Here is a 26168-nt window from a genome sequence, read left to right on the forward strand (position 1 = left end):
CGGACGTACGGCCCGGGTGGCCGGCCCGGGTGGCCGGCTCGGCTACGGCTCGGATGCGGCGCGGCTACGGCTCGATGCGGCTCAGACGTCGGTGAGGCGCAGGCCCGCGTGGGCCTTGTAACGGCGGTTGACCGAGATGAGGTTGGCGACCAGCGACTCGACCTGGTGGGCGTTGCGCAGCCGGCCCGCGAAGACACCGCGCATGCCGGGGATACGGGCGGCGAGCGCCTGGACGATGTCGGTGTCGGCGCGGGCCTCGCCGAGGACCATCACATCGGTGTCGATCTCCGCGATCTCCGGGTCCTGGAGCAGCACCGCCGACAGGTGGTGGAAGGCGGCGGTGACCCGCGAGTCCGGGAGCAGGGCGGCGGCCTGCTGGGCGGCGCTGCCCTCGTCGGGCTTGAGGGCGTACGCGCCCTGCTTGTCGAAACCGAGCGGGTTGACGCAGTCCACGACGAGCTTGCCCGCCAGTTCCTCGCGCAGTGACTCCAGGGTCTTGGCGTGGCCGTCCCACGGCACCGCGACGATCACGATGTCGCTGCGGCGGGCGCACTCCGCGTTGTCCGCGCCCTCGACGCCGAGGCCGAGTTCGGCGGCGGCGGTCTGCGCGCGCTCGGCGTTGCGGGAGCCGATGACGACCTTCTGGCCCGACCTGGCCAGCCGGTAGGCGAGCCCGCGGCCCTGGTCACCGGTGCCGCCGAGTACTCCCACCACCAGGCCCGACACGTCGGGCAGCTCCCAGGGGTCCTTGGCCGGTGCCTTGGCCGGGGTCTTCACGTCCTCAGGGGTAGTCATACCGGCGATCCTGCCAGGTGCGGGCGGTGTTCGACGGCGTTCGGTGGCGCGGATCACTCCGGGGGCGCAAGGATGCCGTGCCATGGACGCCGTACGGGTCGCGCTGCTGCGCGAAGTGCTCGCCGGAACGGAGTGGCCGCGCGCCGCCCGCGCCTTCGGCGGGACGCTCAGAACCGCGGTCCAGCGCGGGCCGGGACCGCTGTTGCTCGTCGGCACCGACGCGTACGAGCCGTGGCATCTCGCCGCGCACCTCGACGACGAGGCCGCCTGGAGCGGGGTGCCCGAACTCTCCCCCACGCTCCTGCGGTTCCGCGTGCCGCCGGGCGCGCCGCCGCATCTCGCCGTCGGTCTGCGGCGGCTGGCCGCCGCCGGGCGCGGCGAGACCGTGCTGCTCGTCGCCCCCGACCGGCCGGGGGCCGGCATCCTCGAACGCGTCCACGACGCCAGGCGCTCCGGCGCCACCGTCCTCGCCCTGTCCGCTTCCGCGGAGGGTCACCCTTTCGACGGCGTCGCCCACGACGTCCTGAGCCTGCCCTCGCCCGACGCGCCCGCGCTCTCCCTCGACGTCCTCCAGCACCTTGTCAGCTCCGCTGCGGGTGAGGCCACGGCCCCTCGCCGTCCCCCTTTCCGCGACCCCCTCTCCCGCCTGGCCGACCACCTCTCCACCCCTCCTCCCCGCTGGTAACCCCACCCCCCGTTCACCTCGCCCAGGTGGGTGCCCCCGGGGGCGCGGCCCCGGTGCGGTTCTCGGCTGCCGCCGCGTGGGCGCCCCCAGCCACCGCGCTCCCGCACGACACCACCCGCCCCGGCGGGCAATTCGGCTGTCGCCGGGCCACCGGCCCGGTGGGGGGCGGGTCGGGCGGGGGAAAAAGGCTTTGCGGGGGGAGGCCGGGCCGGGGAGCATCGCCCTACGTGACAGTGACCGTGACCGATGACCCCCCACCCCCGCGGAAGCGGAAGAGGGCGTTGCTCCCCGACATGACGCCGTGGCGCACCTCGGCGGACTTCCGGAGAATGTGGCTGGCGGGAGCCATCACGACGTTCGGAAGCTTCCTGACGTTCGTGGCCCTGCCGGTGCAGATCAAGGAGCTGACGGGCTCGGCCGTCGCGGTGGGAGCGATCGGCGCGGTGGAGCTGGTGCCGCTGATCGTGTTCGGGCTGTACGGCGGGGCGCTCGCGGACGCGATGGACCGGAAGCTGCTGATCAACGCGACCGAGGCGGCGCAGGGCCTGCTGGCGTTGGGGCTGCTGGTCAACACGGTGGTGCCGCACCCGGTGGTGTGGCCGCTGTACGTGGTGGCGGCACTGTCGAGCGCGCTGACGGGACTCCAGCGGCCCGCCCTGGACGCGATCGTGCCCAGGATCGTCCGGCGCGACCAACTCGCCGCCGCTGCGGCGCTCAACGCGCTGCGCTGGCAGGTCGGGGCCATCGCGGGCCCGTCCGTCGCGGGCCTGGTGATCGCGTACGCGGGCCTTTCGTGGGCGTACGCGGCCGACGCGGCGACCTTCGCGCTCTCCGTCGCGCTCGGCCTGGGCCTGAGCCGTTCACCGGCCGCGCACGACGCGAAGCCGCCCTCGCTGCGCTCGATCGCGGAGGGCGCGCGCTACGCGTGGAGCCGTAAGGAACTCCTCGGCACGTACGCGATCGACCTGGCGGCGATGTTCTTCGCGTACCCGGCGGCGATCTTCCCGTTCCTCGCGGACGACCTGCACGCGCCGTGGTCGCTCGGCCTGATGTACGCGGCCGGGTCGGTCGGCTCCCTCGCGGTCAGCCTGACCAGCGGCTGGACCACCCGGATCCACCGGCACGGCCGGATGGTCGTGTACGCGGCCGTGGGCTGGGGCCTGGCCATGGCCGCGGCGGGCTGGACCGGCCGGATCTGGCTCGTACTGCTGTGCCTGGCGGCGGCGGGCGGCTGCGACATGATCAGCGGCGTCGGCCGCTCCACGATGTGGAATCAGACGATCCCCGACGAGCTGCGCGGACGCCTGGCGGGGATCGAGCTGCTGTCGTACTCGGTCGGCCCGCAGCTCGGTCAGCTCCGCAGCGGCGGCGTGGCCGCCCTCACCACCGCCCGTACCTCCGTCTGGACCGGCGGTGTCGCGTGCGCGGCGGCGGTCGTCGCCCTGGCCGCCGCTCTCCCGAAGCTGATGTCGTACGACGCGCGGCAGCACCCGGCGGCGGCGGAGACGGAGAGCGGAGCGGAAGGCGGTACGGAAACGGCACCCGCGACCGCGTCCTGACGACCGGCCCCGCCCGACTGCTCCGTCAGGAGCCCCCCGGCCTGTCGTTCCCGGCGTCCTGGCCGTCACCGTCGGCGGTGTCGTGCCACTTCGGGTCGGTGTCCCACTGGAGATTGCGCTCGGCGGCGGTGTCCATCGCCCGCTGCGCCTCCTCGCGGGTGGAGTAAGGGCCGAAGCGGTCCTTGGCGGGGCATTCGGGCCCCTCCTCGACCTTGTGGTGTTCGATGCAGTAGAACCATTCGCCGGGCTTTCCGGCCGGCTTCTTCGCCCTGAACAGCGCCATGATCGTCTCCTGTGGTCGGGGGTGCCGCGGGTGGCCGCCTGCGGCCATGTTCCCCGATCGGGCGCGGATACACTCGTCGGCATGTCTGGTCAGTCGCTGCTCGTTCCCGGCAAGCTCTCCCCCACCCGGCACGTGCCGGCCTCGATCCCGCGCCCCGAGTACGTGGGCAGGCCGGGGCCGGCGCCGTACACCGGGCCCGAGGTGCAGGACGCGGAGACGGTCGAGAAGATGCGGACCGCCTCGCGGATCGCGGCGCGCGCGATGGAGGAGGCCGCGAAGGCCATCGCCCCCGGGGTGACGACCGACGAGCTGGACCGGATCGCGCACGCGTACATGGTGGACCATCAGGCGTACCCCTCTGACCTGGGCTACCGCGGCTTCCCCAAGTCGCTGTGCACGTCGGTGAACGAGGTGATCTGCCACGGCATCCCGGACTCGACGGTGCTGCGCGACGGCGACATCGTGAACCTGGACGTGACCGCGTTCATCCACGGGGTGCACGGGGACTGCAACGCCACGTACTTCGTGGGCGACGTCGCCGAGGAGTCGCGGCTGCTGGTGGAGCGCACACGGGAGTCGCTCGACCGGGCGATCAAGGCGGTACGTCCCGGGCGGCAGATCAATGTGATCGGCCGGGTCATCGAGTCGTACGCGAAGCGCTTCGGGTACGGCGTGGTGCGGGACTTCACCGGGCACGGCATCCACACCGCGTTCCACTCGGGGCTGATCATCCCGCACTACGACGACCCGCGGGCGACGACGGTGATGCGCCCCGGCATGACGTTCACCATCGAGCCGATGCTGACGCTGGGCACGCACGAGTACGACATGTGGGACGACGGCTGGACCGTGGTCACCAAGGACCGCAAGCGCACCGCCCAGTTCGAGCACACGCTGGTGGTCACGGCGGACGGCGCGGAGGTGCTGACCCTGCCATGAACCGTCGGAGCCTGTGTCTGGCGGCGGCGGCGACCGCGCTGGCGGTGCCGTTGGCCGGTTGTGTCACCGTGCACGGTGAGCGCGCGGACATCGCGTCGGTGCGGCCCGCGGAGGCGGCCGAGGTGCTGGCGAATTTCGCGAAGGTCAACAACGCGGCGACGAAGGCGTACGACGAGTCGCTGGTCGCCGAGATCGAGTCGGGCGCGCTGGGCGCCATCGACGAGGCGGGGGTGCGGGCCAAGCACGCCAACCACCCCGAGGGCAACGCGTCGTTCACGCCGCTGGCCTTCTCCGACTCACGCTTCCTGGTGCCGAGGCAGCGCGGCTGGCCGAAGTTCTTCGTGGCGGACACCGCGACCAACCGCGGCGGCGACTCGCGGTGGCTGCTGGTCTTCCGCCGGTTCACCGCGGGCGACCCGTGGAAGGCGTCCTTCCTTGCCGTCATGGCACCGGACGCGCTGCCCGCCCTCGCCACCGACAAGGACGGTCTGGTCGAGGCGTTGCCGGCCGCGGGCACCGATCTGCTCGTGCAGCCGGGCCGGTTGAGCACGGCGTACACCTCGTATCTCCAACAGGCTCCCGCCGCACCGGCGTTCGCCGACGGTCCGGCGACCTCCGAGCTGCTGGCCGGGCGCGACAAGAACCGGCGTACGGCCAACTCCGTGACGCAGTACGCCGATCAGCCCGCCGACGGCGGCGACTTCACCCCGGTCGCGCTGCGTACCAGGTCCGGCGGCGCGCTCGTGCTGTTCGCCAGTCGCCATCAGACCCGCGCCACGTACCGCGAGGGCTACCAGCTCAGCATCGACCAGGACACCAAGGCCCTGATGACCGGCACCCCCCGCACCTCCGTCACCCTCTCCCGCATGTCCCAGCAGGCCGCCACGGTCCCCGCCCGCAGCGCGGGACCGGACGCGAAAACGGCGGTCCTCAGCCGCCTGGCGGGCCTGGTCTCGGCGACGGGCGCGTAGGGACTCAGCGGGGACGGGTTCTGCGGGGACGGGCCTCAGCGGAAACGGCCTCTGCGGGAACGGGCTCAGCGCGTGCGGGCGACCGGTTCCGGCTCGGGTTCGTAGGCGAACTGGGCGCAGGCGTCGGTGAGGATGTCGAGGACGGGAAGCGGGTCGGGCAGCGGGAGGTCGGGGCCGAGGTCGGGGAGCCAGACGACCGTGCCGCCGGACGGCAGCCGGGCCGGGGGCAGCAGCACATAGCTGCCGCGGCAGTGCCAGCGGATGCCCGGGTGCTCGTCGGCGGTCTCCGGGTTGCAGTCGAGGGCGCAGGGCCACCACTCGTCCTCGTCGGCGGGGGTGCCGCGGGTGGCGGTGAAGAACAGCATCCGGTCCTCGCCCTGGAGGGCGACCGGGCCGATGGTGGCGCCGTCGGCGGTCAGCCGTTCCAGCGCGACGCGGCCCGCTTCCGCGGGGACGTCGAGGACGTCGTGGTTGAGCCCGGTGGCGGTGATGAAGTTGGCGAGCGGCTGGCCGCTGAGCCACTGGGCGACCCGCTGCGGGTCGGTGCTCGCCTGGGTCTGCCACGCCTGCGAGACGGGGTGCACACCGGGGATGTGACAGCCGATCCGGTCGCACGAACAGCCGAAGCCCTCGGGGTGCACGGCCGGTGCGACGGGATACGAGGCGGCGACGGCCGCCTGGATCAGCTCGTCACGGCGCAGGTCGTCGGCGGCAGCGGCGGCTGCCGCCCTGGCCGCCCGGCTGTTGCCCGAAGCGCTCTCCGTACGGCGGCGCAACCAGTCGGACACCCTGCTCTTGCCTGCCATCGGGCTCCTTTCCTCGCCACTCCCGTCCCGCGGACCACGGTACGCGGACGGTGGAGCACATCCTCCCTCTTGCCAGGAATGAACACCCACCCGGGGTGGAAGTGTTCCCGTGGCGGCCGTTTCCGACATCATGTCGGCAACCTATTGACTTAGGTAAGCCTAAGTTGGGAGGATCGAGGTCGGCGCACAGCCTTGACCAGGAGGTTCCTTTGACCACGTCGATTCCGTCGGCCACTTCGGACACGTCGGCCACTCCGGACGCACCGTCCGCCGCATCCCCCTTCTCCGCCGCGATCCGCGCCGCGACCCGGGCCCAGCACCAGGAGGCGCACGACTCGACCTTCATGGACGACCTGCTCGGCGGGCGGCTCGGCGTGGACGCGTACGCGCGCTACACCGAGCAGCTCTGGTTCGTGTACCGGGCGCTGGAGGAGGGCGCGCACCTGCTGGCCGACGACTCGGTGGCCGCGCCCTTCACCCGCACCGAGCTGCTGCGCGTCGCCTCCCTCGAACAGGACCTCGACCACCTGCTCGGCGAGGGCTGGAAGGACCGCGCGACCGCGCTGCCCGCCACCGCCCGGTACGCGGCCCGGGTGGCCGAGGTCGCCCGCGAGTGGCCCGCCGGTTATGTCGCGCACCACTACACCCGCTACCTCGGCGACCTCTCCGGCGGCCAAGTCGTCCGCGGTGTCGCGGAGAAGACCTGGGGCTTCGCCCGCAAGGGCGACGGTGTCCGCTTCTACGTCTTCGAGGGCATCGACAACCCGGCCGCCTTCAAGCGCGAGTACCGCGAACTGCTGGACGGCCTCGCGGTCGACGACCTGGAGAAGCAGCGGGTGGTCGAGGAGTGCAGGACCGCCTTCGCGCTGAACATCGCGGTCTTCCGGGAGCTGGGGGACGCCTTCCCGCTCTCCGCGTGAGGGCGCGCTGTCCGTACGACCCCCGCGAAGCCGGGCGGCCCACCTGAACTCACGGTGGGCCGCCCGGCTTTCGGCTGTGCCTGAGGTCTTCGTGGCAGACGGTGCCGCGTCGGACGGTGTTGCGTCAGACGGTGTTGCGGCGGCGGGCCACAGTGACGGTCGCGGCGGCGCCGGTCACCAGCAGGGCGCCCGCGGCGGCGAGCAGCGCGGCGGACGGGGTGCCAGAGCCGGTGGAGGCCAGCTCGCCGTCGGTGGTGAAGTCGTTGCCGGTGCCGCCGACCGTGCTGCCGGAACCGCCGGTCGTACCGCCGCTGGTGGAGCCGCCGGTCGTACCGCCGTCGGAGGAACCGCCCGACGAACCGGCCGACGGGCTCGGCGAACCGGTCGGCAGGGTGGCGCTGTCGTCCAGCGAGACGGCGACCGTCACCGGGTCGAGCGCGTCGCCCGCCTTGTAGAAGCCGCTGAACGCCTTCGCGCCGTCCTCGGTGAGCACGGCGGAGGCGCCGGAGACCGTGACGACGTCGCCGTCGGCGGTCGGCGCGACACCGCTCAGGGTGGCCACGGCGATGCCCTTGTAGTCGGTGACCTTGCCCGAGGCCATGTCCTTGGCCGACACGTCGGCGGTGAGGGTGCCGGTGGCGCCCTTGGTGGCCACCGCGAAGTTGCCGAACTTCAGGTCGAGCGCGTACGTGCCCTGCTGGAGGTGGCCGAGGAAGCGGACGCCGCCGGAGAAGGAGGCGTTGAGGGTCTTGGTGTCGGCGTCGTAGGTGCCGGCGCCCTTGGGGAAGCGGTAGCCGGAGGCGGTGCCGGTGGCGCCGTCGGTGAGCTCCACCTTGCCGTCGGCGATCGGTCCTGTGACGTAGGAGCGGAAGGACTGCTTGACGCCCCAGTCGAGGTTGCCGTCCACGACGGCGGCGGGCCCGCCGGGCGCGGTCGTGGTGGGCGTGGCGGTCGGCTCGCCCGTGGGCTCACCGGTCGGCTCGCCGGTCGGCGGGTTGGTGGTCGGCGGGGTGGTGGTCGGCGGCGTGGTGGGGGCGGTGGTCGGCGGGGTGGTGGGCGGCGTCGTCGTCGGGGCGGCGCCCGGAGTGACGGACAGGTCCGCGGCGTCCAGCGCCGTACCGGGCTGGTACATGCCGTTGAAGGCGCTCGACCCGTCGGCGGTCAGCGTGGCCGGGATGCCGTTGAAGGTCATCGCGCCGCCCGCGCCGCCGCCGGGCCTGACGTTCGACAGGTCGAGCGTGGCGAATTCCACGTCGTTCGACGTGCTGCCCGCGGCGGTCACGTCGGCGGTGATCCTGCCCGTGGTGCCGACGGTGACGACCTTGAGGTCGGCCAGCTTGATGTCGAAGCCGTGCAGCGTGGACGCGAACTCGACGCTGCCGTCGAAGCCGACGGTCACGCCGTGCGTCGACGTGTCGTACGAGCCTTGGCCGTTGGTGAAGTGGAAGGTGCCGTTGGAGTTGGCGGTCGCGCCGTCCGCGGTGGTGATGGTGCCCCCCGCGGGGCCGGTCACGTACGAGCGGAACGACTGCTTGACGCCCCAGTCGAAGGTGCCGCCGGTGAGCGGTACGGCCGGGGACGACGGCGAGTCGGCGGCGGCGAACGCCGGGACCAGCAGGGCGGTGGCCGCCCCCGCGGTGGCGGTGGCTATGGCCAGGGCGAGCGCGCGGGAGCTGAGGCGGGCGGTCATGGGGTGGTGTGCTCCTTGTGTTCCTCGGAAGGTGGTGCTCGGTGCGGTGGTGCCCGGTGCGGGCATGCGGCCGTACGGAGGGCGTACGGACCCTGCGGCCGCACGCTGCGTGCGGCCGTACGCGTCCTGCGGTGCTGCGGTTCGAGCGGGTGGTGCGAGGTGCGGGGGGAGGTGACGCTCCGTCAGTCGACGTCCGGGTGACGCGCCGTCAGCCACCGTCTTCGGTACGGCGTTTGCGCCGTACGACGGTGAAGACGACCGCCGCCGCGGCGAGGACCGCGGCCGACCCGCCGGCCAGCAGGCCGACCGGCGCGCCGTCGTGCGAGCTGTCCGCGGCGGACTCGGTGCTCGGCGCGGCGGGTGCGGTGCTCGGCGCCGGGGACGCCGCCGGGGTGGCGGACGCCGTGGGGTCGGAGCCGATGTCGGGCAGCGCGGGCAGGGCCGCCGCCTTGTCGAGGGCGACGGAGAGGGTGAGCGGGTCCATCGAAGTACCCGCGGTGTAGAGGCCGTTGAACGCCTTGGCGCCCTGCGCCGTCAGCGTGGTCGGGACCTCGGTCAGGGAGATCAGGCCGTTCTTCGGCGCGAGCGCGGCGGGCGCGGCGAAGGTGATGAACGGCTCGCCGTCCGCGTAGAGCGTGCCCTTGCCGTCGGTGACCGTGACGCGGACCGCGCTGATCGACAGGTCGAGCCCGTACGTGCCGTCCGCCGCCTTCATCCCGACGAAGCGCACCGTCCCGCCGAACCGGGCGTCCAGCGAGTGGTGCGAGGCGTCGTACGTGCCGCGGCCCGCGCCGAAGCGGAACAGGGCGCCGCCGTCCCGTGCGCCGTCGGCCACCGTCCAGCGGCCCTTGGCGATGTCGCCGGTCACGTACTCGCGGAAGGTGCGGCGTACGCCCCAGTCGGCGGCGGCGTCAACGACCGTGCCGGGCACGGCCGTGGAGGTGGCGGTCGGCTTCCCCGACGCCTTGTCGCTCGCGCCGCCGGTCGGGGTCCGCGGCGGGGCGGTGGTCGGCGAGGCGGGTGCGCGCAGGTCGACCGAGAGGCTGACCGGGTCCAGCGGGGTGCCGGTGGTGTAGTAGCCCGCGAAGGCGCGGGCGCCCTGCGAGGTGAGGGTGGCCGGGATGCCGCTGAGGGTGATCTGCGACCCGGTGACCCCGCGGGTGTTGACGCCGCCGACGGCGAGCGAGGCGAGCGGCACCTGGGCGGTGGTGGTGACCCGACCGGTGTTCTTGTCCTTGCTGCGCATGTCGGCGTAGAGCGTGCCGTGGCCGCCGGAGATCTTGACGGTGGGACGGCTGATGGTGAGGTCGAGTTGATAGGCGCCGCTGGCCTGCCGGTGCCCCAGGAAGTGGACGCCGCCCGCGAAGGCGGCGGTCAGCGCGCCGCTGCCCGGATCGTACGAGCCCCGCGCCGAAGGGAAGCGGAACTGGTTGCTGCCGAAGGTGCCCGCGCCGCCGGTCATCGCCCAACTGCCTTTCGCGATGGGCCCGGTGACATAGCTCTGGAACGACGCCTTGATTCCCCAGTCCAGCCGTCCCCCGGCGACCGTACGGCTCGTCGCGGCGTCCGCCCTTGACGCGGGCAGTACCGCGGTCAGCGCGGTCAGCGCGACCGCGCCGAGCAGCGCGGTGCTCACGGCCGTGAGCGAGACGGCCCGGCCGCCGGTACGGCGCACGCGGGCATGACGGAGCAACGGCATGGACCCCTCCAGGACTGGCAAACTCAGGTAAGGCTAACCTAAGCTAATCACCGACCGGCGGGGAACCCTCCCGCGACGTCGCCGAACGCGCTGGCGCGCGGGCACAGCGGCATCACGACATGACGGCACCACGGCAAGGGACGGGTTGGCAGTGCGAACAGGTTCCGAACGACGTCCCGACCGAGCGGATGCCGAGCCGCATGCCGCGGGCTTCCCGACGACGGGCTCGCAGGCCGGGCGCTTCTTGGACGCCCCGGACGCCGACACTCCGCAACGCGGGCATGCCCAGGCCGACTTGGGCGACCGCACCGCGCCGGAACCCAACCGTCCACCGGCCGCCGGTCCACAGCCGACCGCCGTCCGGGCCGCCCCGGACCTCGCCGCGTCACCAACCCCGCGTTCGTCCCCTGCCCGTTCACAGCCGATCAGCCTCCGGGCCGCCCCGGACCTCGCCGCGTCACCAACCCCGCCTTCGTCCCCCGCCGGTTCACCACCGACCGCCGTCCGGGCCGCCCCGGAAGCCGGCGGCTCGGGGGGCGGTCGCTCGCGGCGCCGCGCTTCCGTGCGGCGGAACGCGTGCGCCGCGCGGGGCGTGGCGTTCTCGCTGCTCGGCGGGCTGCTGGCACTCGCGCTCACCGCGTGCGGCGGCTCGGCGGGGAAGGCGGGGCCGTCCGCGAGCGGTTCGGGGGCGACGTCGAGCGCGGGAGCGGACGCCGACCGGATCGAACCGCTGGCCGGTGCGGCGCCCGTGCCCGTACTGCCCGCCACCGTCACCTCGGCGGACGGCCGGAAGGTCACCGTCACCGCCGCCGACCGGATCGTGCCGCTCACCGGCGGGCTGTCCGAGATCGTCTTCACGCTGGGCCTCGGCAAGAACGTCGTCGCGCGCGACATCACGGCGACCTTCGCGCAGGCGGCGAAGCTGCCGGTGGTGACCCGCGCCCACGACGTCTCCGCCGAGGGCGTCCTGTCCCTGCACCCCACCCTCGTCCTCGCCGAGGACACCACGGGCCCGGCCGAGGCGATCCGCCAGATCCGCGACGCGGGCGTCCCGCTCGTCGTCGTCAAGACGGCGACCTCGCTCGACGACGTGGGCCCGCGGATCGACGCCGTGGCCGCCGCGCTCGGCGTGAAGGCCGCGGGTGACACGCTGCGCGCGCGTACGGCGCAACGGATCGACGCCGTCCGCGCGACGATTCCGAGCACGTCCGACAAACCGCGCGTCGCCTTCCTCTACCTGCGCGGCACCGCGTCGGTCTATCTGATCGGCGGGCGCGGCTCCGGCGCCGACTCCCTCATCGCGGCGGCGGGCGGCGTCGACGCCGGGACCGCCTCCGGCCTCGACAAGGACTTCACCCCCATCACCAGCGAGGCCCTGGTGAAGGCCGCGCCCGACGTCATCCTCGTCATGACCAAGGGGCTCGACTCCGTCGGCGGGGTCAGCGGCCTCGAAAAGGTCCCGGGCGTCGCCCAGACGCCCGCCGGTCTCGACCACCGTGTCGTCGCCATCGACGACGGCACCCTCCTCAACTTCGGCCCCCGCACCGACTCCGTCCTGCGCCGGCTCACCACCGGCATCCACCAAAAGGCCCGGTGACCCGGCCCATGACGACCACGGCCTCCCCGAACGAGGAACACACCGCGCCCGCCGGGACGGACGACGACACCCGGCCGACCACGACTGCGGCTCCCGCTCGGGACGTCGGCCCAGGAGCCCAGGACTCCGTACCGGCGCACGATGACGCGGCGCATACGCACACGGGGCCCAAGGAAGCGAGCGGGCCCGGGGGGATCGCGGACGACGGGCCGCGACCGACCGGCCGTCAGGCCAACCGGCGTGGCCGGGCAACCGTGTTGATCGGGGTGCTGGCCGCGGGGCTGGTCGTGCTGAGCGTCGTGTCGGCCGGGATCGGGGCGTACGGGATTCCGGCGGGGGACGTGCTGGCGTCGGTGGCGCACCGCTGCGGCCTCGGGGGCCACCGGCTGGACCGGGTGGCGGAGTCGGTGCTGTGGGACGTACGGCTGCCGCGCATCGTGCTGGCGCTGCTGGTCGGCGGCTCGCTGGGGTGCGCGGGGGCGCTGATGCAGGGCGTGTTCGGGAATCCGCTGGCCGAGCCGGGGGTGATCGGGATCTCGTCCGGCGCCGCGGTGGGCGCCGTCGGGTCGATCGCGCTCGGCCTGACCTTCGCGGGCACCTGGTCGGTGACGGTGTGCGCCTTCGTCGCCGGGCTGCTGACCGTCCTCGTCGTGTACGGCCTGTCCCGGTCCGGCGGCCGGACGGAGGTCGTCACCCTCGTCCTCACCGGCATCGCGGTGAACGCCTTCGCGGGCGCCCTCATCGGCCTGTTCGTCTTCTTCGCGGACAACTCGCAGCTCACCCAGATCACCTTCTGGCAGCTCGGTTCGCTGGCCCAGGCGAGCTGGCCGAAGGTGCTCGCGGTGCTGCCCTGCGCGCTGGCCGGTCTCGCCGTGGCGCCGTTCTTCTCCCGCCGCCTGGACCTGCTGGCGCTCGGCGAACGCCAGGCCAAGCACCTCGGCGTGGACGTCGAACGGATGCGGATCGCGGTGATCCTGATCGTGGCGCTGCTGACGGCGGCGGCCGTCGCGGTCGCGGGGATCGTCGCCTTCGTCGGGCTCGTCGTGCCGCACCTGCTGCGGATGGCCGCGGGGCCGGGACACCGTTTCCTGGTGCCGGGCAGCGCTCTCGGCGGCGCGCTCGTCCTGGTCGCGGCCGACCTCGCCGCCCGTACGCTCGCCTCGCCCGCGGAGCTGCCGCTGGGCGTGCTGACCGCCCTCGTCGGCAGCCCCTTCTTCTTCTGGCTGCTGCGCAGGACCCGCGGCCGGCAGGGGGGTTGGGCATGAGGCCGCTCGCGGTACGACGCCGCGCCCGTACGTCCCTCCCGCCGCCGCCCGCCCCCGGCGACGTCCTGGCCGAGGCCCACGACCTGGTCGTACGGCTCGGCGGGCGCCCCGTGCTCGACGGGGTCGGCGTCGCCGTCCACGCGGGCGAAGTGCTCGCCCTGGTCGGGCCCAACGGCGCGGGCAAGTCCACGCTGCTGGGGGCGCTGGCCGGTGACGTGCCCGCCGACTCCGGTGAGGTGCGGGTCGGCGGCGCGCCCCTCGGCCGCTGGACCGCCCGGCAGCTCGCCCTGCGCCGGGCCGTGCTCCCGCAGTCCTCGCCGCTCGCCTTCCCCTTCACCGCCGACGAGGTCGTACGGATGGGGCGCGCGCCGTGGGCCGGGACCGTCCTCGCCCACGAGGACGAGGCCGCGGTGGCGGCGGCCATGCGCGCCACCGAGGTCACGGGCTTCGCCGAGCGGGCCTATCCCGCGCTCTCGGGCGGCGAGCGGGCCCGCGTCGCGCTCGCGCGGGTGCTCGCCCAACGCGCGCCGCTGCTTCTGCTCGACGAGCCGACCGCCGCCCTTGACCTTCACCACCAGGAGCTCGTCCTGCGCGTCTGCCGCGAGCAGGCCGCTCTCGGGCGCGGGGTCGTCGTCGTCCTCCACGACCTCGGTCTCGCCGCCGCCCATGCCGACCGTGTCGCCGTCCTGTCCTCCGGCCGCGTCACCGCCAACGGTTCGCCTGCGGCGGTGCTCACCGCCGAACGGCTCTCCGCCGTCTACCGCCACCCCGTCGAAGTCCTCCCCCACCCCCGCAGCGGCACCCCCCTGATCCTCCCCCTCCGCTGACCCCCCACCCACCGGGCCCGGTGGTCCGGAGACAACCGAACTGCCCCACCGGGACCGGTGGTGACCCGCAGGAGCGTCATGGCTGAGCACGCAGTTCCCCGCGCCCCTGAAAAGACCGGCTCGCCGCCCGGACGAGAGACGGTGCCCCGTCAGGGGCGCGGGGAACTGCGCGAGCAACCCACCACAGGCCGGTGGGCCGAACACCACCGAACCGCCCCGCCGGGGCCGGTGGGGACCCGCAGGAGCGTCATGGCTGAGCGCGCAGTTCCCCGCGCCCCTAAAAGGATCGGCGCGCCGCCCGACGCGAAGGAACCGTAGGGGGGGAAAGGGGGGAACCCTTTGGGGTACTTGGTGGTGCGGGACCCCAGCGGGAGGCGCAGAATCGGGGCGTACGTACGAACTCCGGGGGGCCGACCGTCCGCCGGAGGCGGCCCTTCACCACCCCCCGAGGAGCCCTCTTTGCGCACTGCGACACCCCGCCGGTACCTGATGTGTCCACCGGCGCACTTCCGAGTGACGTACTCGATCAACCCGTGGATGGACCCGACGAAGCCGGTGGACCCGGCACTGGCCCTGTTCCAGTGGGAGGACCTGCGCGACAGGTACCGGGCGCTGGGCCACACCGTGGAGCTGCTGGACGCGGTGGAGGACCTGCCGGACATGGTGTTCGCGGCGAACGGCGCGACCGTCGTGGACGGGAAGGTGCTGGGCGCGAGGTTCGCGAACCCCGAGCGCGAGGCCGAGGCCCCGGCGCACCTGGCGTGGTTCAGGAGCAACGGCTTTCCCGATCCGCGCGAGCCGGTGCACATCAACGAGGCGGAGGGCGACTTCGCGGTCACGGCGACGTGGATCCTGGCGGGCCAGGGCTTCCGGAGCAGCCCGCTGTCGCACTCGGAGGCGCAGGAGTTCTTCGGCCGTCCGGTGATCGGCCTGGAGCTGACCGACCCGCGCTACTACCACCTGGACACGGCGCTGGCCGTGCTCGACGACGCGCGGGACGAGATCATGTACTACCCCGGCGCCTTCTCCCCCGGCAGCCGCGCCGTGCTGGCCCGGCTCTTCCCCGACGCGCTGCTGGCGACGGCGCAGGACGCCGCCGCGCTCGGCCTCAACGCGGTCAGCGACGGCCGCAACGTCCTGCTGCCGCGTACCGCCACCGGCCTGCTCGGGCCGTTGCGCGACCGGGGCTTCGAGCCGGTCCCGGTGGACATGTCGGAGCTGCACAAGGCCGGCGGCAGCGTGAAGTGCTGCACGATGGAGCTGCGCCCGGCCGTCGGCTGACCAGCGCGCGGCCCGAGCCCGCGCGAGCCACGCCGCGGGTCCTCCCGGCCGGGGGCCTCGGCGTGGTGGCGGCTCGGCCGCCGACCAGCTGAACCGCCCGGTCCCGACCGCCCCATGCCGTGCGCCGCCGCGTCATAGGGTGCGGGGATGGACGTTTCGAGCGGGGCACGGCATGACGTGGTGATCGTCGGCGGCGGCCACAACGGGCTGGTCGCCGCCGCCTATCTGGCCCGCGCGGGCCGCCGGGTGCTGCTGCTCGAACGGCTGCCCGCGACGGGCGGCGCGGCCGTGTCGACCCGGGCCTTCGCCGGGGTGGACGCACGGCTGTCGCGCTACTCCTACCTGGTGAGCCTGCTGCCCGCGCGGATCACCGACGAGCTGGGGCTGCGGTTCGCGGTGCGCCGCCGCCGGATCTCCTCGTACACCCCGCGCGGCACCGGCGGCCTGCTGGTGGACGCGGGCGACGCGGCCCGTACGCGGGAGCAGTTCGCCGCGCTGACCGGCGACGACCGGGACTTCGAGGCGTGGCAGCGGTTCTACGCGATGACCGGGCGGGTCGCGGAGGCGGTGTTCCCGACGCTGACCGAGCCGCTGCCCTCGCGGGCCGCGCTGGAGAGCGCGATCGGCGACTCCGCGGCCTGGGAGGCGCTGTTCGAGCGGCCGCTGGGCGAGACGGTGGAGGCGGCCTTCGCGGACGACCTGGTGCGGGGCGTGGTCCTCACCGACGCGCTGATCGGCACCTTCACGCACGCCCACGACCCGTCGCTGCGGCAGAACCGCTGTTTCCTGTACCACGTGATCGGCGGCGGGACCGGCGACTGGGACGTGCCGGTGGGCGGGATGGGCGCGTTCACCGACGCGCTGGCGGACGCGGCCCGCGCGGCGGGCGCCGAGATCGTCACCGGCGCCGAGGTCACGGGCATCGCGGCGGACGGCGTACGCGCGGAGGTGACGTACGAGCGCGAGGGGCGGCAGGTGACGGTCGGGGCGCGTGACGTGCTGGTCAACGCGGCGCCGCACACGCTGGCCGGGCTGCTGGGCGAGGCGGCGCCGGGTCCGGCCCCCGAGGGCGCGCAGCTCAAGGTCAACATGCTGCTGCGCAGGCTGCCGCGGCTGCGCGACACCTCGGTGGACCCGCGCGAGGCGTTCGCCGGGACCTTCCACATCGCCGAGGGCTACGAGCAGTTGGCGACCGCGTACGAGCAGGCCGCCGCGGGGCGCCTGCCGGACGCGCCGCCGTCGGAGATCTACTGCCACAGCCTGACCGACCCGTCGATCCTCTCGCCGGAACTGGCCGGGCGGGGCGTCCACACGCTGACCCTGTTCGGACTGCACACGCCCGCGCGGCTGTTCGCGGCGGACCCGGCGGGGGCGAAGGACGCGCTGCTGGAGGCGACGCTGGCGCAGCTCGACGCGGTGCTCGCCGAGCCGCTGGCGGACTGCCTGCTGCTGGACGGCGACGGCAGGCCGTGTCTGGAGGCGAAGTCGCCGCTGGACCTGGAGCGCGAGGTGGGCCTGCCCGGCGGCCACATCTTCCACCGCGACCTGTCGTGGCCGTACGCCGCGCCGGACGCGGACCAGGTGACGCACGCCACAGGCCGCTGGGGCGTCGGCACCCCGCATGAGAACGTCTTCCTCTGCGGCGCGGGCGCGGCCCGCGGCGGCGGGGTGAGCGGTGTTCCCGGGCACAACGCGGCCATGGCGGTACTGGAGAAGGCACGATGACCACCGACGAACGCGGCATCACCCCTGGCCGGCGTCTGGACCCGCGGCTGATCGACCCCAGGCGGCTCGCCCGCCGCACGGGCGGCCGCAGGCAGTGGCGGCGCGGCGGCACCTGGCACACCCTCGGCGAGGACGGCACGGTGCCCGAGCAGCGCCGCCGCACCGCGGACGTGGTGGTCGACTGCGCGGTGTACGCGGACGGCTCGCGGGTGGCGTCGCTGCCGCCGCGCGAGGCGCTGGCGGAGGCCAGGAAGCACACCGGCGGCTTCGCCTGGATCGGGCTGCACGAACCGGAGGCGGAGCATCTGACCGAGATCGCCGAGGTGTTCGGGCTGCATCCGCTGGCGGTCGAGGACGCGGTGACCGCGCACCAGCGGCCCAAGCTGGAGCGGTACGGCGACTCGCTGTTCATGGTGGTCAAGACGATCGTCTTCGTCGAGCACGAGAAGCTGACCGCGACCAGCGAGGTGGTCGACACCGGTGAGCTGATGATCTTCCTCGGCGCGGACTTCGTCGTGGTGGTGCGGCACGGCAGCGCGCCGGGGCTGACCCGCGTACGGCACGCCCTCGAAAGCAGCCCGGAGATGCTGGCGCACGGACCCTCGGCGGTCCTGCACGCCATCGTCGACCAGGTCGTGGACGACTACCTGGACGTCGCCGACGAGGTCGAGCTGGACGTGGACGACCTGGAGGCCGACGTCTTCGCCGACTCGCACCGCGACGACGCCGAGCGGATCTACCAGCTCAAGCGGGAGCTCATCGAGTTCAAGCGGGCCGTGCACCCGATGGCCAGGCCCTTGCAGCGGCTGAGCGAGGAGCCGGACCGGCTCATCGGCGCCGAGGTCGCCCGCTATCTGCGCGACGTCGCCGACCACCTGACCCACGTCCGCGAGCGGCTGGTGGGCTACGGCGAGCTGGTCGACGGTCTGCTGGCGGCCAATCTCAGCCAACTCGCCGTGCAACAGAACGTCGACATGCGGCGGATCAGCGCGGGCGCCGCGATCCTCGCCGTCCCGACGATGATCGCGGGCTTCTACGGCATGAACTTCGACCACATGCCCGAGCTGCGCTGGTCCTTCGGCTACCCGCTGATGGTGGGCGTGATGGCCACGCTGTCCTTCCTGTGCTACCGCGCCTTCCACCGCTACGGCTGGCTGTAGGGCGCTAGCTCCAGGGGTCGCCCCAGGAGGCGTCGCGGGCCGCTCGGTAGGTGTCGCCGTGCCGTTTGCTGACGGCGTCGCGGACCAGGCCGCGGTCGGCGGTGCACAGGTCGAGCAGGACCAGACCCTTGCGGATCTGCGGGTGGCGCACGACGCGGCCGGGGGCGGGGGCCGCGGGGAACCGCGCGGCGGCCACGTAGCTGAACTTCTCGTCCTCGTAGGGCAGTGAGCCGCCCTTGACCTGCCGGTGCAGCGAGCTGCGCTGGACGCGGGCGGCGAAGTGGCACCAGTCGTCGCCCGTGACCGGGCAGGCCGCGTCGTGCGGGCAGGGCGCGAGGACGGTGAGCCCGGCGGCGAGCAGCCGGTCGCGGGCGGCGATCGTGCGCGCGTACCCCTCGGGGGTGCCGGGCTCGACGACGAGCACCGCCCCGGTGGCCGCCAGCGCGGCCGCGTCGATCAGCGCGGTGCGGTCGGCGGCGGTCAACTCCCCGATCACGTACGAGACGGTGACCAGGTCGGCGGCGGGCAGCGCGGGTCCGCCGCCGAGCGGCGACCGGGTCCAGCGCGCGGCGCGCAGGGCGGGCGACTCGGCGGTGCGCGCCAGTTCACTTCCCAGGTCGAGGGCGGACTGCGACCAGTCGAGGACGGTGGAGGTGTGCGCGCTCGCCGAAGGATCGCCCGGGAACGCGTCGGCCACCGCCCACGTCGCCGCGCCGGTCCCGCCGCCGAGGTCGAGATGGGTCGCGGGCGACCACTGCCCGGCCTGCAAACGGAATGCCTCGAGCGCGGCCCTGACGGCCGCGTACGTGGCGGGCATACGGTAGGCCGCGTAAGCCGCCACCGACGCCGCGTCCCGCAGAATGGGCGCTGACGTCGGCGACTTGCCACGATATGTTTCGATGAGGCGTTCCACCTCGGCGGAAGCCCTGGTGGGGGCCGTGGCGCTCAGTCGCGCCGACAGGGCTGTACGCAGGTCGTCGGGTAGGTGCACAGTGGACACAAGTCCCAAGGGTAAGGGTCGTGCACACCCGTAACGGCCTCCTTACACTCTGTGGCCATTCGATATCCATACTTGTGTTAACTCGGTCATAACAACGGCTCGAATCTGCGTAAACCGCAGCGGAAAGCCCTCGTGTTGGCCTAGCGTTCGCTCTTATCCAGGCGCACTACCCCTTGGGGAAGTGGTAGAGCGCCTCGTCGGTCGCGATGTGCCAGGGGGGTCCATGCGGCGTGTCGAAGCAAACCGGGTTCTACCGGTCATACCCATGAGTGCCGATACGAGACCCGTGCGCGCGAAAGCCGCGCACGCGTTCGGCAGGAGGGCATCGGGTTCCACCGGTGCCCTCGCTGTGCCCGGCCCTTACGGCGGGCACGGCAGGTTCAGTGACAAGGCGCGGTGGTATCTGCCGCTCGCGCTCACCGTCGACGTGCTCGGGATCGCGTTCCCGGTCGCGGCGATCTTCCATGCCACCGGCCAGCCGCACCCGCTGGTCTGCGCCGCCGTGGCGGCGCTCGCCTGGGTCGGTGTCCAGGCGGTCAGGCGGCGCTACGCGGCGGACGTCCTCGGCGAGCATCGCGGCGCCGGGGCGGTGCTCCGGGACTGGCTGATGCTGCTCGGGGTGCTCGCCGTGCTCAGGACCGCCTTCGATCAGGTGGCGGAACCGTCGTACGCGCTGGCCGGGCTGACCGCCGGTCCCGTGCTGACGGCGGCCTGCCGGATGCTCACCCACCACCACCTGATCGCCGCCCGGCGCGAGGCCCACGCCGTGCGCAGGGTGCTGGTCATCGGCGAGCCGAGCTCCGCCGACCATGTGGTGGGCCACCTCGCGGCCCGTACCGAACACGCGTATGTGGTGGTCGGGGTGGTCCCGGTGGGCAACGCCAAGCTGGAGTGCGGGGCCCCGGTCACCGCACGGCTCGGCGCGGTCGCGCCGTCCGGTCTCGCCGAGGACGCGGGCATCGTGCTCGGCGCCGCCCGTGACCACGGGGCGGAGCTGGTCCTGGTGGCGCCGGGACCGCGGCTGTCCGCGGAACGGCTGCGCAGGCTGTCCTGGTCGCTGCACGACGCGGGCCTGCCGCTCGCGGTGCTGCCGGGGCTGATCGATGTGGCCGTGCGCCGGGTGCAGTTGGACGCGCCCGCGGGCCTGGCCATGCTGCACATCGCCCCGCCGTCCAGGCGCGGCGTCCAGCCGGTGCTCAAGTCGGCCCTCGACCGGGTCGGCGCGGGGCTCGGACTCCTGCTGCTCTCCCCGGTCTTCGGCCTGGTGGCGGCGGCGGTCCGGCTGACCTCGCAGGGCCCGGCCTTCCACCGCCAGATCCGGTACGGGCAGGGCTGCGTGCCGTTCACCATGTGGAAATTCCGCACGATGGTGGTCGACGCGGAGCAGCGCAAGCCCGATCTGCACGGGTCGAACGAGAACGACGGCCTGATGTTCAAGATGCGCCGTGACCCCCGGGTCACCCGCGTCGGGCGGCTGCTGCGGCGGCTGTCGCTGGACGAGCTGCCGCAGCTCGTGAACGTGCTGCGCGGCGAGATGTCGATGGTCGGCCCGCGTCCGCCGCTGCCCGACGAGGTGGCGCGGTACAACGAGGTGGAGGTCAGGCGCCTCGCGGTCAAGCCGGGCATCACGGGTCTGTGGCAGGTCAGCGGCAGGTCGGAGCTGTCCTGGGACGAGACCCTCGCGATCGATCTGCGGTATGTCGACAACTGGTCGCTCTCGGGCGACGCGGATGTGATGGCCCGCACCCTGCGGGCCGTGGTCGACGGACGCGGGGCGTACTAGTGAGTCACTGTTCCGGCCACAGACCCGGCGGTCGCCCGCCAGTCCGCGTACACCGCGGCGATCCCGTCCCGCAGCGCGATCTCCGGCCGCCAGCCGAGCGCCTGAAGACGGGACACGTCGAGCAGCTTGCGCGGCGTGCCGTCGGGTTTTGTGGTGTCCCAGCCGATCGTGCCGCGGTAGCCGACGACGTCCCTGACGGTCTCGGCCAGTTCGCGGATGGTCAGGTCCTCGCCGCAGCCGACGTTGACCGGCTCGGCGCCGTCGTAGACCCGCAGCAGCAGCGCGCAGGCCGCCGCGAGGTCGTCCACGTGCAGGAATTCGCGCCGCGGTGTGCCGCTGCCCCACAGGGTCAGTTCGGCCGCGCCGTCCCGCTCGGCCTCGTGGAAGCGGCGGATGAGGGCGGGCAGCACGTGCGAGGTGGCGAGGTCGAAGTTGTCGCCGGGGCCGTAGAGGTTGGTGGGCATCGCGGAGATGTACGAGGCGCCGTACTGCTTGCGGTAGGACTGCACCTGGACGATGCCGGCGATCTTGGCGAGCGCGTACGCCTCGTTGGTCGGCTCCAGGGGGCCGGTGAGCAGCGCGTCCTCGTGGATCGGCTGCGGGGCCAGCTTGGGGTAGATGCACGAGGAGCCGAGGAAGAGCAGGCGGGCGACGCCCGCCTCGTGGGCCCCGGCGACGACGCTGAGCTGGATCCGGAGATTGTCCTCCAGGAACTGCACGGGGTAGGTCGAGTTGGCCATGATCCCCCCGACCTTGGCGGCGGCGAGCACCACCGCGTCGGGCCGGATGTCGCGCAGATACGCGGCGGTCGCCGCCGCGTCCCGCAGGTCCAGTTCCGCGCGGCCCCGGGTGAGCACCTGGTGGCCGTCGGCGGTGAGGCGGCGGGCCACGGCGGAGCCGACGAGGCCGCGGTGGCCCGCGACGAAGATCCGGGCCGCGTCCGGCAGTAGGTCTGTCATGGAACGGCATTCTGCCAGCACACTTCACCCGATCGGGTGCCAACCCATCTTTACGTACGAAATACAGCACAACCCGACCAGTTGGGGGGACTCACATGGGCAAGACCGCGCTCATCACCGGCGTCACCGGCCAGGACGGCTCGTATCTCGCGGAGCTGCTGCTGTCCAAGGGCTACACCGTGCACGGCCTCGTGCGCCGCTCGTCGACGTTCAACACCGAACGGATCGACCACATCTACCAGGACCCCCAGGAGAAGAACCGCTCCTTCGTGCTGCATCACGCGGATCTCACCGACGGCATCGCGCTGGTGAGCCTGCTGCGTGACCTGCGGCCGGACGAGATCTACAACCTGGGCGCGCAGTCCCATGTGCGGGTCTCCTTCGACGCGCCGCTGTACACCGGGGACGTCACCGGCCTGTCCGCGCTGCGGCTGCTGGAGGCGCTGCGGGCGAGCGGCATCGAGGCGCGGATCTACCAGGCGTCGTCCTCGGAGATGTTCGGCGCCGCCCCGCCGCCGCAGAACGAGCGCACCCCGTTCCACCCGCGCAGCCCGTACGGCTGCGCGAAGGTCTTCGCCTACTGGGCGACGGTGAACTATCGCGAGGCGTACGGGATGTACGCCGTCAACGGCATCCTGTTCAACCACGAGTCCCCGCGCCGCGGTGAGACCTTCGTCACCCGCAAGATCACCCGCGCCATCGCGCGTATCCAGGCCGGCCTCCAGGACCGGCTCTACCTGGGCAATCTGGACGCGGTGCGCGACTGGGGCTACGCGCCGGAGTACGTGGACGCGATGTGGCGGATGCTCCAGCGCGACGAGCCGGAGGACTACGTGGTGGCGACCGGCGAGGCCGCGACCGTGCGGCAGTTCCTCGAGGTGGCCTTCGAGCACGCGGGTCTGGACTGGGCCGAGCATGTCCGGTACGACCCGAAATACGAGCGGCCCAGCGAGGTCGACGCGCTCATCGGCGACGCGAGCAAGGCACGGGACCTGCTGGACTGGAAGGCGCAGGTCAGGGTGGCGGAGCTGGCCCGGATCATGGTCGACGCGGACATCCGACAGGTGGCGGACCAGTTGTCGGGGGCCACGATTCGCATCGACAGATGATGTGATGTCACTTTATTCGTCAAAAAGGCAGACCGGGCTAAGCGGAACCCCCTACTCTGCCGTGCATCACGACGGCCGTATCGGCCGTTGCAACACATCAGGGGCCTGGGGGGCAACTCATGCGTAAATTGCCGGTGTTCTCGGCTGCCATATTGCTGGCAGCCGCGACGCTGGGAGTGATGTCGTCGCCATCGGCGACCGCGCTCCAACCACCGGTCGGCATCACCGCCGACAATCTCAGCACGTACCAGACCAACGGGATCGTGTGGGCCATGGCCCAGGCGAACGGCGTGGTCTACACAGGGGGCACCTTCTCCGCGATCCGGCCCGCCGGGTCCGCGGCCGGGACCAACGAGACGTCCGTCGCGAACTTCGCGGCCTTCGACGCCGCGACCGGCGCGCCCACCGGCTGCCAGCTCAACTTCACGGTGGGCTCCAACAACGCCACCGTGCGCGCGCTGGCCGTCTCGCCCGACGGCCAGACGCTCTACGCGGGCGGCTTCTTCGGCGCGGTCAACGGCGTCGGGGTGAGCAGCCTGGCCGCGATCAACCTGGCCACCTGCGCGGTCAGCACGACCTTCCACCCGGCGGCCTCGGGCACGGTGCGCACCATCGCCGCGACCTCGGACGCCGTGTACTTCGGCGGCGACTTCACGTCGGTCGGCGGCCAGTCCCGTGGCAAGTTCGCCGCGGTGAACACCGCGGGCGCCCTGCTGCCGTGGTCGCCCAACGCCGACCTGCCGGGCCGGGCGCTGGCGATCACCCCGGACGGCCAGAACGCCATCATCGGCGGTGACTTCAACTACGTCGGCGGCACCTACTCGCACTCGCTCGCCGTGGTCGACACCACGACCGGCGCGCTGACCAAGGCGTACCCGCCCGGGTTCCTCGACGCGACCTCGGTGACGAAGTCGATCATCGTGGACCCGGCGAGCAACGCCTTCTACACCGCCAACGAGGGCACCGGCGGCGGCGTGTTCGACGGCCGGGTGGCGCTCAGCCTCACCGACTTCAACCAGATCTGGCGGGACACCTGCCTGGGCGCCACGCAGAGCCTGGTGGTCCACGGCACCGTGCTCTACAGCGGCTCGCACGCCCACGACTGCTCCAGCATGGGCGAATTCCCCAACTCGACGCGCAAGCACCTGGTCGCCGAGTCGGTCACCGACCCGCACCTGCTGTCGTGGTACCCCGACACCAACGACGGGATCGGCGAGAAGATCGGCCCGCGCGTGATGGCGATCTCGTCGTCCGGCGGCCACGACTACATGTGGGTCGGCGGCGAGTTCACCACCGTCAACGGCGGCGCGCAGCAGGGCCTGACCCGCTTCGCCGACGGCCCCGACACCGGCGCCCCGACGCTGCCGCAGACCGCGGTGAGCAGCATCGACCCCAGTGCGGTGAAGGTGACCTGGCAGTCGAGCACCGACAACGACGACGGCACGCTGATCTACAACGTGTACCGCAACGGCGCCGCCACCCCCGTCTACACGGTCAGCGGCGACTCCAAGCCCTGGATCCGCCCGCAGATCACGTTCACCGACACCAATGTCACGCCCGGCGTGAAGTACACCTACCGGGTGTCGGCCAGTGACGGCGTCAACACCAGCGCCCAGTCGCCGAACGCGGCGGCCACCGTCCCGGCCACGGCCGAGCCGTACGCCACGCAGGTCCTCGCCGACGGCGCGAATCTGTACTGGCGCTACGACGCCGCCGCCGGTTCGTACAACGCGGACGCCTCCGCGGCCGACGACAGCGGGATCAGCGTCGGCGGCCCGGTGCACGCCGTCTCGCCGGGCGCGGTGCCCGGCTCGAAGGCGTACACCTTCAACGGCTCCACCCAGTGGACGTACAGCGACCGCTCGCACCCCACACCGTCCGCGTACAGCGTCGAGACGTGGTTCAAGACCACCACGACCTCCGGCGGCAAGCTGATCGGCTTCGGGAACCTGGCGACCGAGACCAGCGGCAACTACGACAAGCACGTCTACATGACCGACAGCGGTCAGCTCATCTTCGGCGCCTACACCGGCAGCACCCGCATCGTCTCCACGCCCACCGGCGGCTACAACGACGGCAACTGGCACCAGGTCGTCGCCACGCAGGGGGCGAACGGGATGCGGCTGTACGTGGACGGCGCCCTCAAGGGCAGTGACGCCACCGTCACCACCAGCCAGAACTACGACGGTTTCTGGCGGGTCGGCGGCGACAACCTGAACGGCTGGCCTTCCCAGCCGAAGAGCCAGTTCTTCGCGGGCTCGATCGACGAGGCGGCCGTCTTCCCGACGGTCCTCAGCCCGGCCCAGATCGCGAACCAGTACGCGCTCGGGACCGCCGGGTGACCCGGAAACACCGCTCCGCCACTGCCGCCGCCGTCCTCGTGACGGCGGCGGCGGTGCTGCTCGGCGCCTGCGGCGGCGGGGGTGGCGGAGGCGGTCACGACACGGCGAGGAACGACGCGAAGGCGTCGCCCGGCGTCTCCGCGACGGTCACGGGCGGCACTTCGGGACCGTCCGCGACCACGAGCCCCGACGCCGGTGCCGGTTCGGACGACAGCACCGAGGCGCCGGGTTCCGCGGCCGACGCCCCGAAGGTGCCGGACGCGCAGCTCACCCCGCCCGGCGGCGGGACCTTCAGCAAGCCCCAGAAGTCGTATCTGTCGGGGCGGGTGCCCAAGGGCACCGACCCGGTGGCCGTCCTCGAGGGCGGCCAAGAGATCTGCGACCGGCTGACCCGTACGGCGAAGATCGACAAGGACGCGGCGGCCGGGGCGATCGTCACCGGCGACATCAGCGGGTCCGGCGCGGCAGCGGCCGTCCGCAGCCTCTGCCCCGACCAGCGGTCGGTGATCGACGCCGCCGCGCGGGGCTTCGCCGACGGGACGTTCACAGTGGCGGCGAAGGCCGTCCCCGGCACGTCGGTCGCGCCCGGCACCTACCGCGCGCCGCACCCGTCGACGCACTGCACCTGGCGGGTGACCAGCTCGAACGGCACCCTGTCGGCCGGCAGCGGCGCCCGGATGACCGTCCCCGCCGCCGCGCGCGGCGTCACCTCCAGCGGCTGCTACGTGTGGCTCGCGGGCACGGGGTGAGCGATGCGCCGTGAGCCGCAGGAC

22 protein-coding genes are annotated in these 26168 nt (G+C 73.0%); 15 read left to right on the forward strand and 7 right to left on the reverse strand.

Translation table 11 applies throughout. The annotated features are described in order from the left end of the window. Window positions 1-81: 81 nt before the first annotated feature. Window positions 82-795 (reverse strand): NADPH-dependent F420 reductase, encoded by a 714-nt coding sequence (npdG, locus tag ACZ37P_RS02105; RefSeq protein WP_355334512.1) that lies wholly within the window; start codon window positions 793-795, stop codon window positions 82-84. Window positions 796-877: 82 nt separating this feature from the next. On the opposite strand from npdG, the gene ACZ37P_RS02110 reads away from it, so the two are divergent. Next, complete coding sequence (locus ACZ37P_RS02110) at window positions 878-1480, forward strand: hypothetical protein (RefSeq protein ID WP_467344358.1); 603 nt, start codon at window positions 878-880, stop codon at window positions 1478-1480. Window positions 1481-1773: 293 nt separating this feature from the next. Beyond that, window positions 1774-3039: an MFS transporter gene (locus ACZ37P_RS02115; protein WP_467344360.1), complete on the forward strand. Its 1266-nt coding sequence runs from the start codon at window positions 1774-1776 to the stop codon at window positions 3037-3039. A gap of 25 nt (window positions 3040-3064) precedes the next feature. Here the strand turns inward: ACZ37P_RS02115 and ACZ37P_RS02120 are convergent, their stop codons facing one another. Then, entirely contained in the window at window positions 3065-3322 is a 258-nt protein-coding gene (locus ACZ37P_RS02120) for a hypothetical protein (RefSeq protein ID WP_355334518.1), read from the reverse strand. An 81-nt stretch (window positions 3323-3403) separates the two neighbouring features. Between ACZ37P_RS02120 and map the strand changes: the two genes are divergently transcribed. Both map and ACZ37P_RS02130 read left to right on the forward strand, forming a co-directional pair. Continuing rightward, window positions 3404-4261 carry a type I methionyl aminopeptidase gene (gene map, locus ACZ37P_RS02125; protein ID WP_355334521.1) on the forward strand — a complete coding sequence of 286 codons (858 nt, stop codon included), beginning with the start codon at window positions 3404-3406 and terminating at the stop codon, window positions 4259-4261. Further along, a complete protein-coding gene (locus ACZ37P_RS02130; RefSeq protein ID WP_391043704.1) occupies window positions 4258-5232 on the forward strand; it encodes an SCO2278 family lipoprotein in 975 nt (324 codons plus the stop codon). The genes map and ACZ37P_RS02130 overlap by 4 nt, the downstream gene beginning before the upstream one ends. A 65-nt stretch (window positions 5233-5297) precedes the next feature. Here the strand turns inward: ACZ37P_RS02130 and ACZ37P_RS02135 are convergent, their stop codons facing one another. Then, on the reverse strand, window positions 5298-6038 hold the full coding sequence (locus ACZ37P_RS02135; protein ID WP_355334526.1) for a bifunctional DNA primase/polymerase: 741 nt from the start codon (window positions 6036-6038) through the stop codon (window positions 5298-5300). A gap of 221 nt (window positions 6039-6259) precedes the next feature. Between ACZ37P_RS02135 and ACZ37P_RS02140 the strand changes: the two genes are divergently transcribed. Beyond that, on the forward strand, window positions 6260-6958 hold the full coding sequence (locus tag ACZ37P_RS02140) for a biliverdin-producing heme oxygenase (RefSeq protein WP_401305010.1): 699 nt from the start codon (window positions 6260-6262) through the stop codon (window positions 6956-6958). 124 nt (window positions 6959-7082) lie between these two features. Here ACZ37P_RS02140 and ACZ37P_RS02145 read toward each other — a convergent pair whose 3' ends face one another. Both ACZ37P_RS02145 and ACZ37P_RS02150 read right to left on the reverse strand, forming a co-directional pair. After that, on the reverse strand, window positions 7083-8648 hold the full coding sequence (locus tag ACZ37P_RS02145; protein WP_467344361.1) for an HtaA domain-containing protein: 1566 nt from the start codon (window positions 8646-8648) through the stop codon (window positions 7083-7085). A 208-nt stretch (window positions 8649-8856) separates the two neighbouring features. Beyond that, on the reverse strand, window positions 8857-10347 hold the full coding sequence (locus ACZ37P_RS02150; protein ID WP_467344362.1) for an HtaA domain-containing protein: 1491 nt from the start codon (window positions 10345-10347) through the stop codon (window positions 8857-8859). Window positions 10348-10909: 562 nt separating this feature from the next. Here ACZ37P_RS02150 and ACZ37P_RS02155 point away from each other — a divergent pair. The 6 genes from ACZ37P_RS02155 to corA all read left to right on the forward strand — a co-directional run bounded on the left by ACZ37P_RS02155 (window position 10910) and on the right by corA (window position 18202). Next, window positions 10910-11944, forward strand: a complete 1035-nt coding sequence (locus tag ACZ37P_RS02155; RefSeq protein WP_401304064.1) for a heme/hemin ABC transporter substrate-binding protein — start codon at window positions 10910-10912, stop codon at window positions 11942-11944. An 8-nt stretch (window positions 11945-11952) separates the two neighbouring features. Continuing rightward, the gene (locus tag ACZ37P_RS02160; RefSeq protein ID WP_467344364.1) at window positions 11953-13209 is read left to right on the forward strand and encodes a FecCD family ABC transporter permease; all 1257 of its coding nucleotides are present in this window, start codon (window positions 11953-11955) and stop codon (window positions 13207-13209) included. After that, window positions 13206-14036, forward strand: coding sequence for a heme ABC transporter ATP-binding protein (locus ACZ37P_RS02165; RefSeq protein WP_355334538.1), 831 nt, complete (start codon window positions 13206-13208; stop codon window positions 14034-14036). Before ACZ37P_RS02160 ends, ACZ37P_RS02165 begins: the two co-directional genes overlap by 4 nt. 459 nt (window positions 14037-14495) lie before the next feature. After that, on the forward strand, window positions 14496-15317 hold the full coding sequence (ddaH, locus tag ACZ37P_RS02170) for a dimethylargininase (protein WP_391043693.1): 822 nt from the start codon (window positions 14496-14498) through the stop codon (window positions 15315-15317). 147 nt (window positions 15318-15464) lie between these two features. Further along, window positions 15465-17042: a phytoene desaturase family protein gene (locus tag ACZ37P_RS02175; protein WP_467344365.1), complete on the forward strand. Its 1578-nt coding sequence runs from the start codon at window positions 15465-15467 to the stop codon at window positions 17040-17042. Continuing rightward, window positions 17039-18202, forward strand: coding sequence for a magnesium/cobalt transporter CorA (corA, locus tag ACZ37P_RS02180; protein WP_391043687.1), 1164 nt, complete (start codon window positions 17039-17041; stop codon window positions 18200-18202). Before ACZ37P_RS02175 ends, corA begins: the two co-directional genes overlap by 4 nt. A gap of 4 nt (window positions 18203-18206) precedes the next feature. On the opposite strand, the gene ACZ37P_RS02185 is transcribed toward corA, so the two are convergent. Next, complete coding sequence (locus ACZ37P_RS02185) at window positions 18207-19193, reverse strand: small ribosomal subunit Rsm22 family protein (protein WP_467344626.1); 987 nt, start codon at window positions 19191-19193, stop codon at window positions 18207-18209. A gap of 274 nt (window positions 19194-19467) precedes the next feature. Here ACZ37P_RS02185 and ACZ37P_RS02190 point away from each other — a divergent pair, with 274 nt between their 5' ends. Then, window positions 19468-20985 carry a sugar transferase gene (locus ACZ37P_RS02190; RefSeq protein WP_467344367.1) on the forward strand — a complete coding sequence of 506 codons (1518 nt, stop codon included), beginning with the start codon at window positions 19468-19470 and terminating at the stop codon, window positions 20983-20985. Here ACZ37P_RS02190 and ACZ37P_RS02195 read toward each other — a convergent pair. Then, window positions 20982-21944, reverse strand: a complete 963-nt coding sequence (locus ACZ37P_RS02195; protein WP_355334550.1) for a GDP-L-fucose synthase family protein — start codon at window positions 21942-21944, stop codon at window positions 20982-20984. The genes ACZ37P_RS02190 and ACZ37P_RS02195 overlap by 4 nt on opposite strands. Window positions 21945-22039: 95 nt before the next feature. Here ACZ37P_RS02195 and gmd point away from each other — a divergent pair, with 95 nt between their 5' ends. The 3 genes from gmd (at window position 22040) to ACZ37P_RS02210 (ending at window position 26144) form a co-directional block, all read left to right on the forward strand. Beyond that, complete coding sequence (gene gmd, locus ACZ37P_RS02200) at window positions 22040-23053, forward strand: GDP-mannose 4,6-dehydratase (RefSeq protein ID WP_188285703.1); 1014 nt, start codon at window positions 22040-22042, stop codon at window positions 23051-23053. A 119-nt stretch (window positions 23054-23172) separates the two neighbouring features. Further along, window positions 23173-25395, forward strand: coding sequence for a LamG-like jellyroll fold domain-containing protein (locus tag ACZ37P_RS02205; RefSeq protein ID WP_467344368.1), 2223 nt, complete (start codon window positions 23173-23175; stop codon window positions 25393-25395). Next, the gene (locus tag ACZ37P_RS02210; protein ID WP_467344369.1) at window positions 25392-26144 is read left to right on the forward strand and encodes a hypothetical protein; all 753 of its coding nucleotides are present in this window, start codon (window positions 25392-25394) and stop codon (window positions 26142-26144) included. Before ACZ37P_RS02205 ends, ACZ37P_RS02210 begins: the two co-directional genes overlap by 4 nt. Window positions 26145-26168: the final 24 nt, after the last annotated feature.

The organism is Streptomyces sp. NPDC024632 (genome assembly GCF_055559175.1).

Bases quoted from the DNA above. Each gene is read 5' to 3' on its own strand.
- npdG (WP_355334512.1), bottom strand. From the start codon at position 795: ATGACTACCCCTGAGGACGTGAAGACCCCGGCCAAGGCACCGGCCAAG.
- ACZ37P_RS02110 (WP_467344358.1), top strand. From the start codon at position 878: ATGGACGCCGTACGGGTCGCGCTGCTGCGCGAAGTGCTCGCCGGAACG.
- ACZ37P_RS02115 (WP_467344360.1), top strand. From the start codon at position 1,774: ATGACGCCGTGGCGCACCTCGGCGGACTTCCGGAGAATGTGGCTGGCG.
- ACZ37P_RS02120 (WP_355334518.1), bottom strand. From the start codon at position 3,322: ATGGCGCTGTTCAGGGCGAAGAAGCCGGCCGGAAAGCCCGGCGAATGG.
- map (WP_355334521.1), top strand. From the start codon at position 3,404: ATGTCTGGTCAGTCGCTGCTCGTTCCCGGCAAGCTCTCCCCCACCCGG.
- ACZ37P_RS02130 (WP_391043704.1), top strand. From the start codon at position 4,258: ATGAACCGTCGGAGCCTGTGTCTGGCGGCGGCGGCGACCGCGCTGGCG.
- ACZ37P_RS02135 (WP_355334526.1), bottom strand. From the start codon at position 6,038: ATGGCAGGCAAGAGCAGGGTGTCCGACTGGTTGCGCCGCCGTACGGAG.
- ACZ37P_RS02145 (WP_467344361.1), bottom strand. From the start codon at position 8,648: ATGACCGCCCGCCTCAGCTCCCGCGCGCTCGCCCTGGCCATAGCCACC.
- ACZ37P_RS02150 (WP_467344362.1), bottom strand. From the start codon at position 10,347: ATGCCGTTGCTCCGTCATGCCCGCGTGCGCCGTACCGGCGGCCGGGCC.
- ACZ37P_RS02160 (WP_467344364.1), top strand. From the start codon at position 11,953: ATGACGACCACGGCCTCCCCGAACGAGGAACACACCGCGCCCGCCGGG.
- ACZ37P_RS02165 (WP_355334538.1), top strand. From the start codon at position 13,206: ATGAGGCCGCTCGCGGTACGACGCCGCGCCCGTACGTCCCTCCCGCCG.
- ACZ37P_RS02175 (WP_467344365.1), top strand. From the start codon at position 15,465: ATGGACGTTTCGAGCGGGGCACGGCATGACGTGGTGATCGTCGGCGGC.
- corA (WP_391043687.1), top strand. From the start codon at position 17,039: ATGACCACCGACGAACGCGGCATCACCCCTGGCCGGCGTCTGGACCCG.
- ACZ37P_RS02190 (WP_467344367.1), top strand. From the start codon at position 19,468: ATGAGTGCCGATACGAGACCCGTGCGCGCGAAAGCCGCGCACGCGTTC.
- ACZ37P_RS02195 (WP_355334550.1), bottom strand. From the start codon at position 21,944: ATGACAGACCTACTGCCGGACGCGGCCCGGATCTTCGTCGCGGGCCAC.
- gmd (WP_188285703.1), top strand. From the start codon at position 22,040: ATGGGCAAGACCGCGCTCATCACCGGCGTCACCGGCCAGGACGGCTCG.
- ACZ37P_RS02205 (WP_467344368.1), top strand. From the start codon at position 23,173: ATGCGTAAATTGCCGGTGTTCTCGGCTGCCATATTGCTGGCAGCCGCG.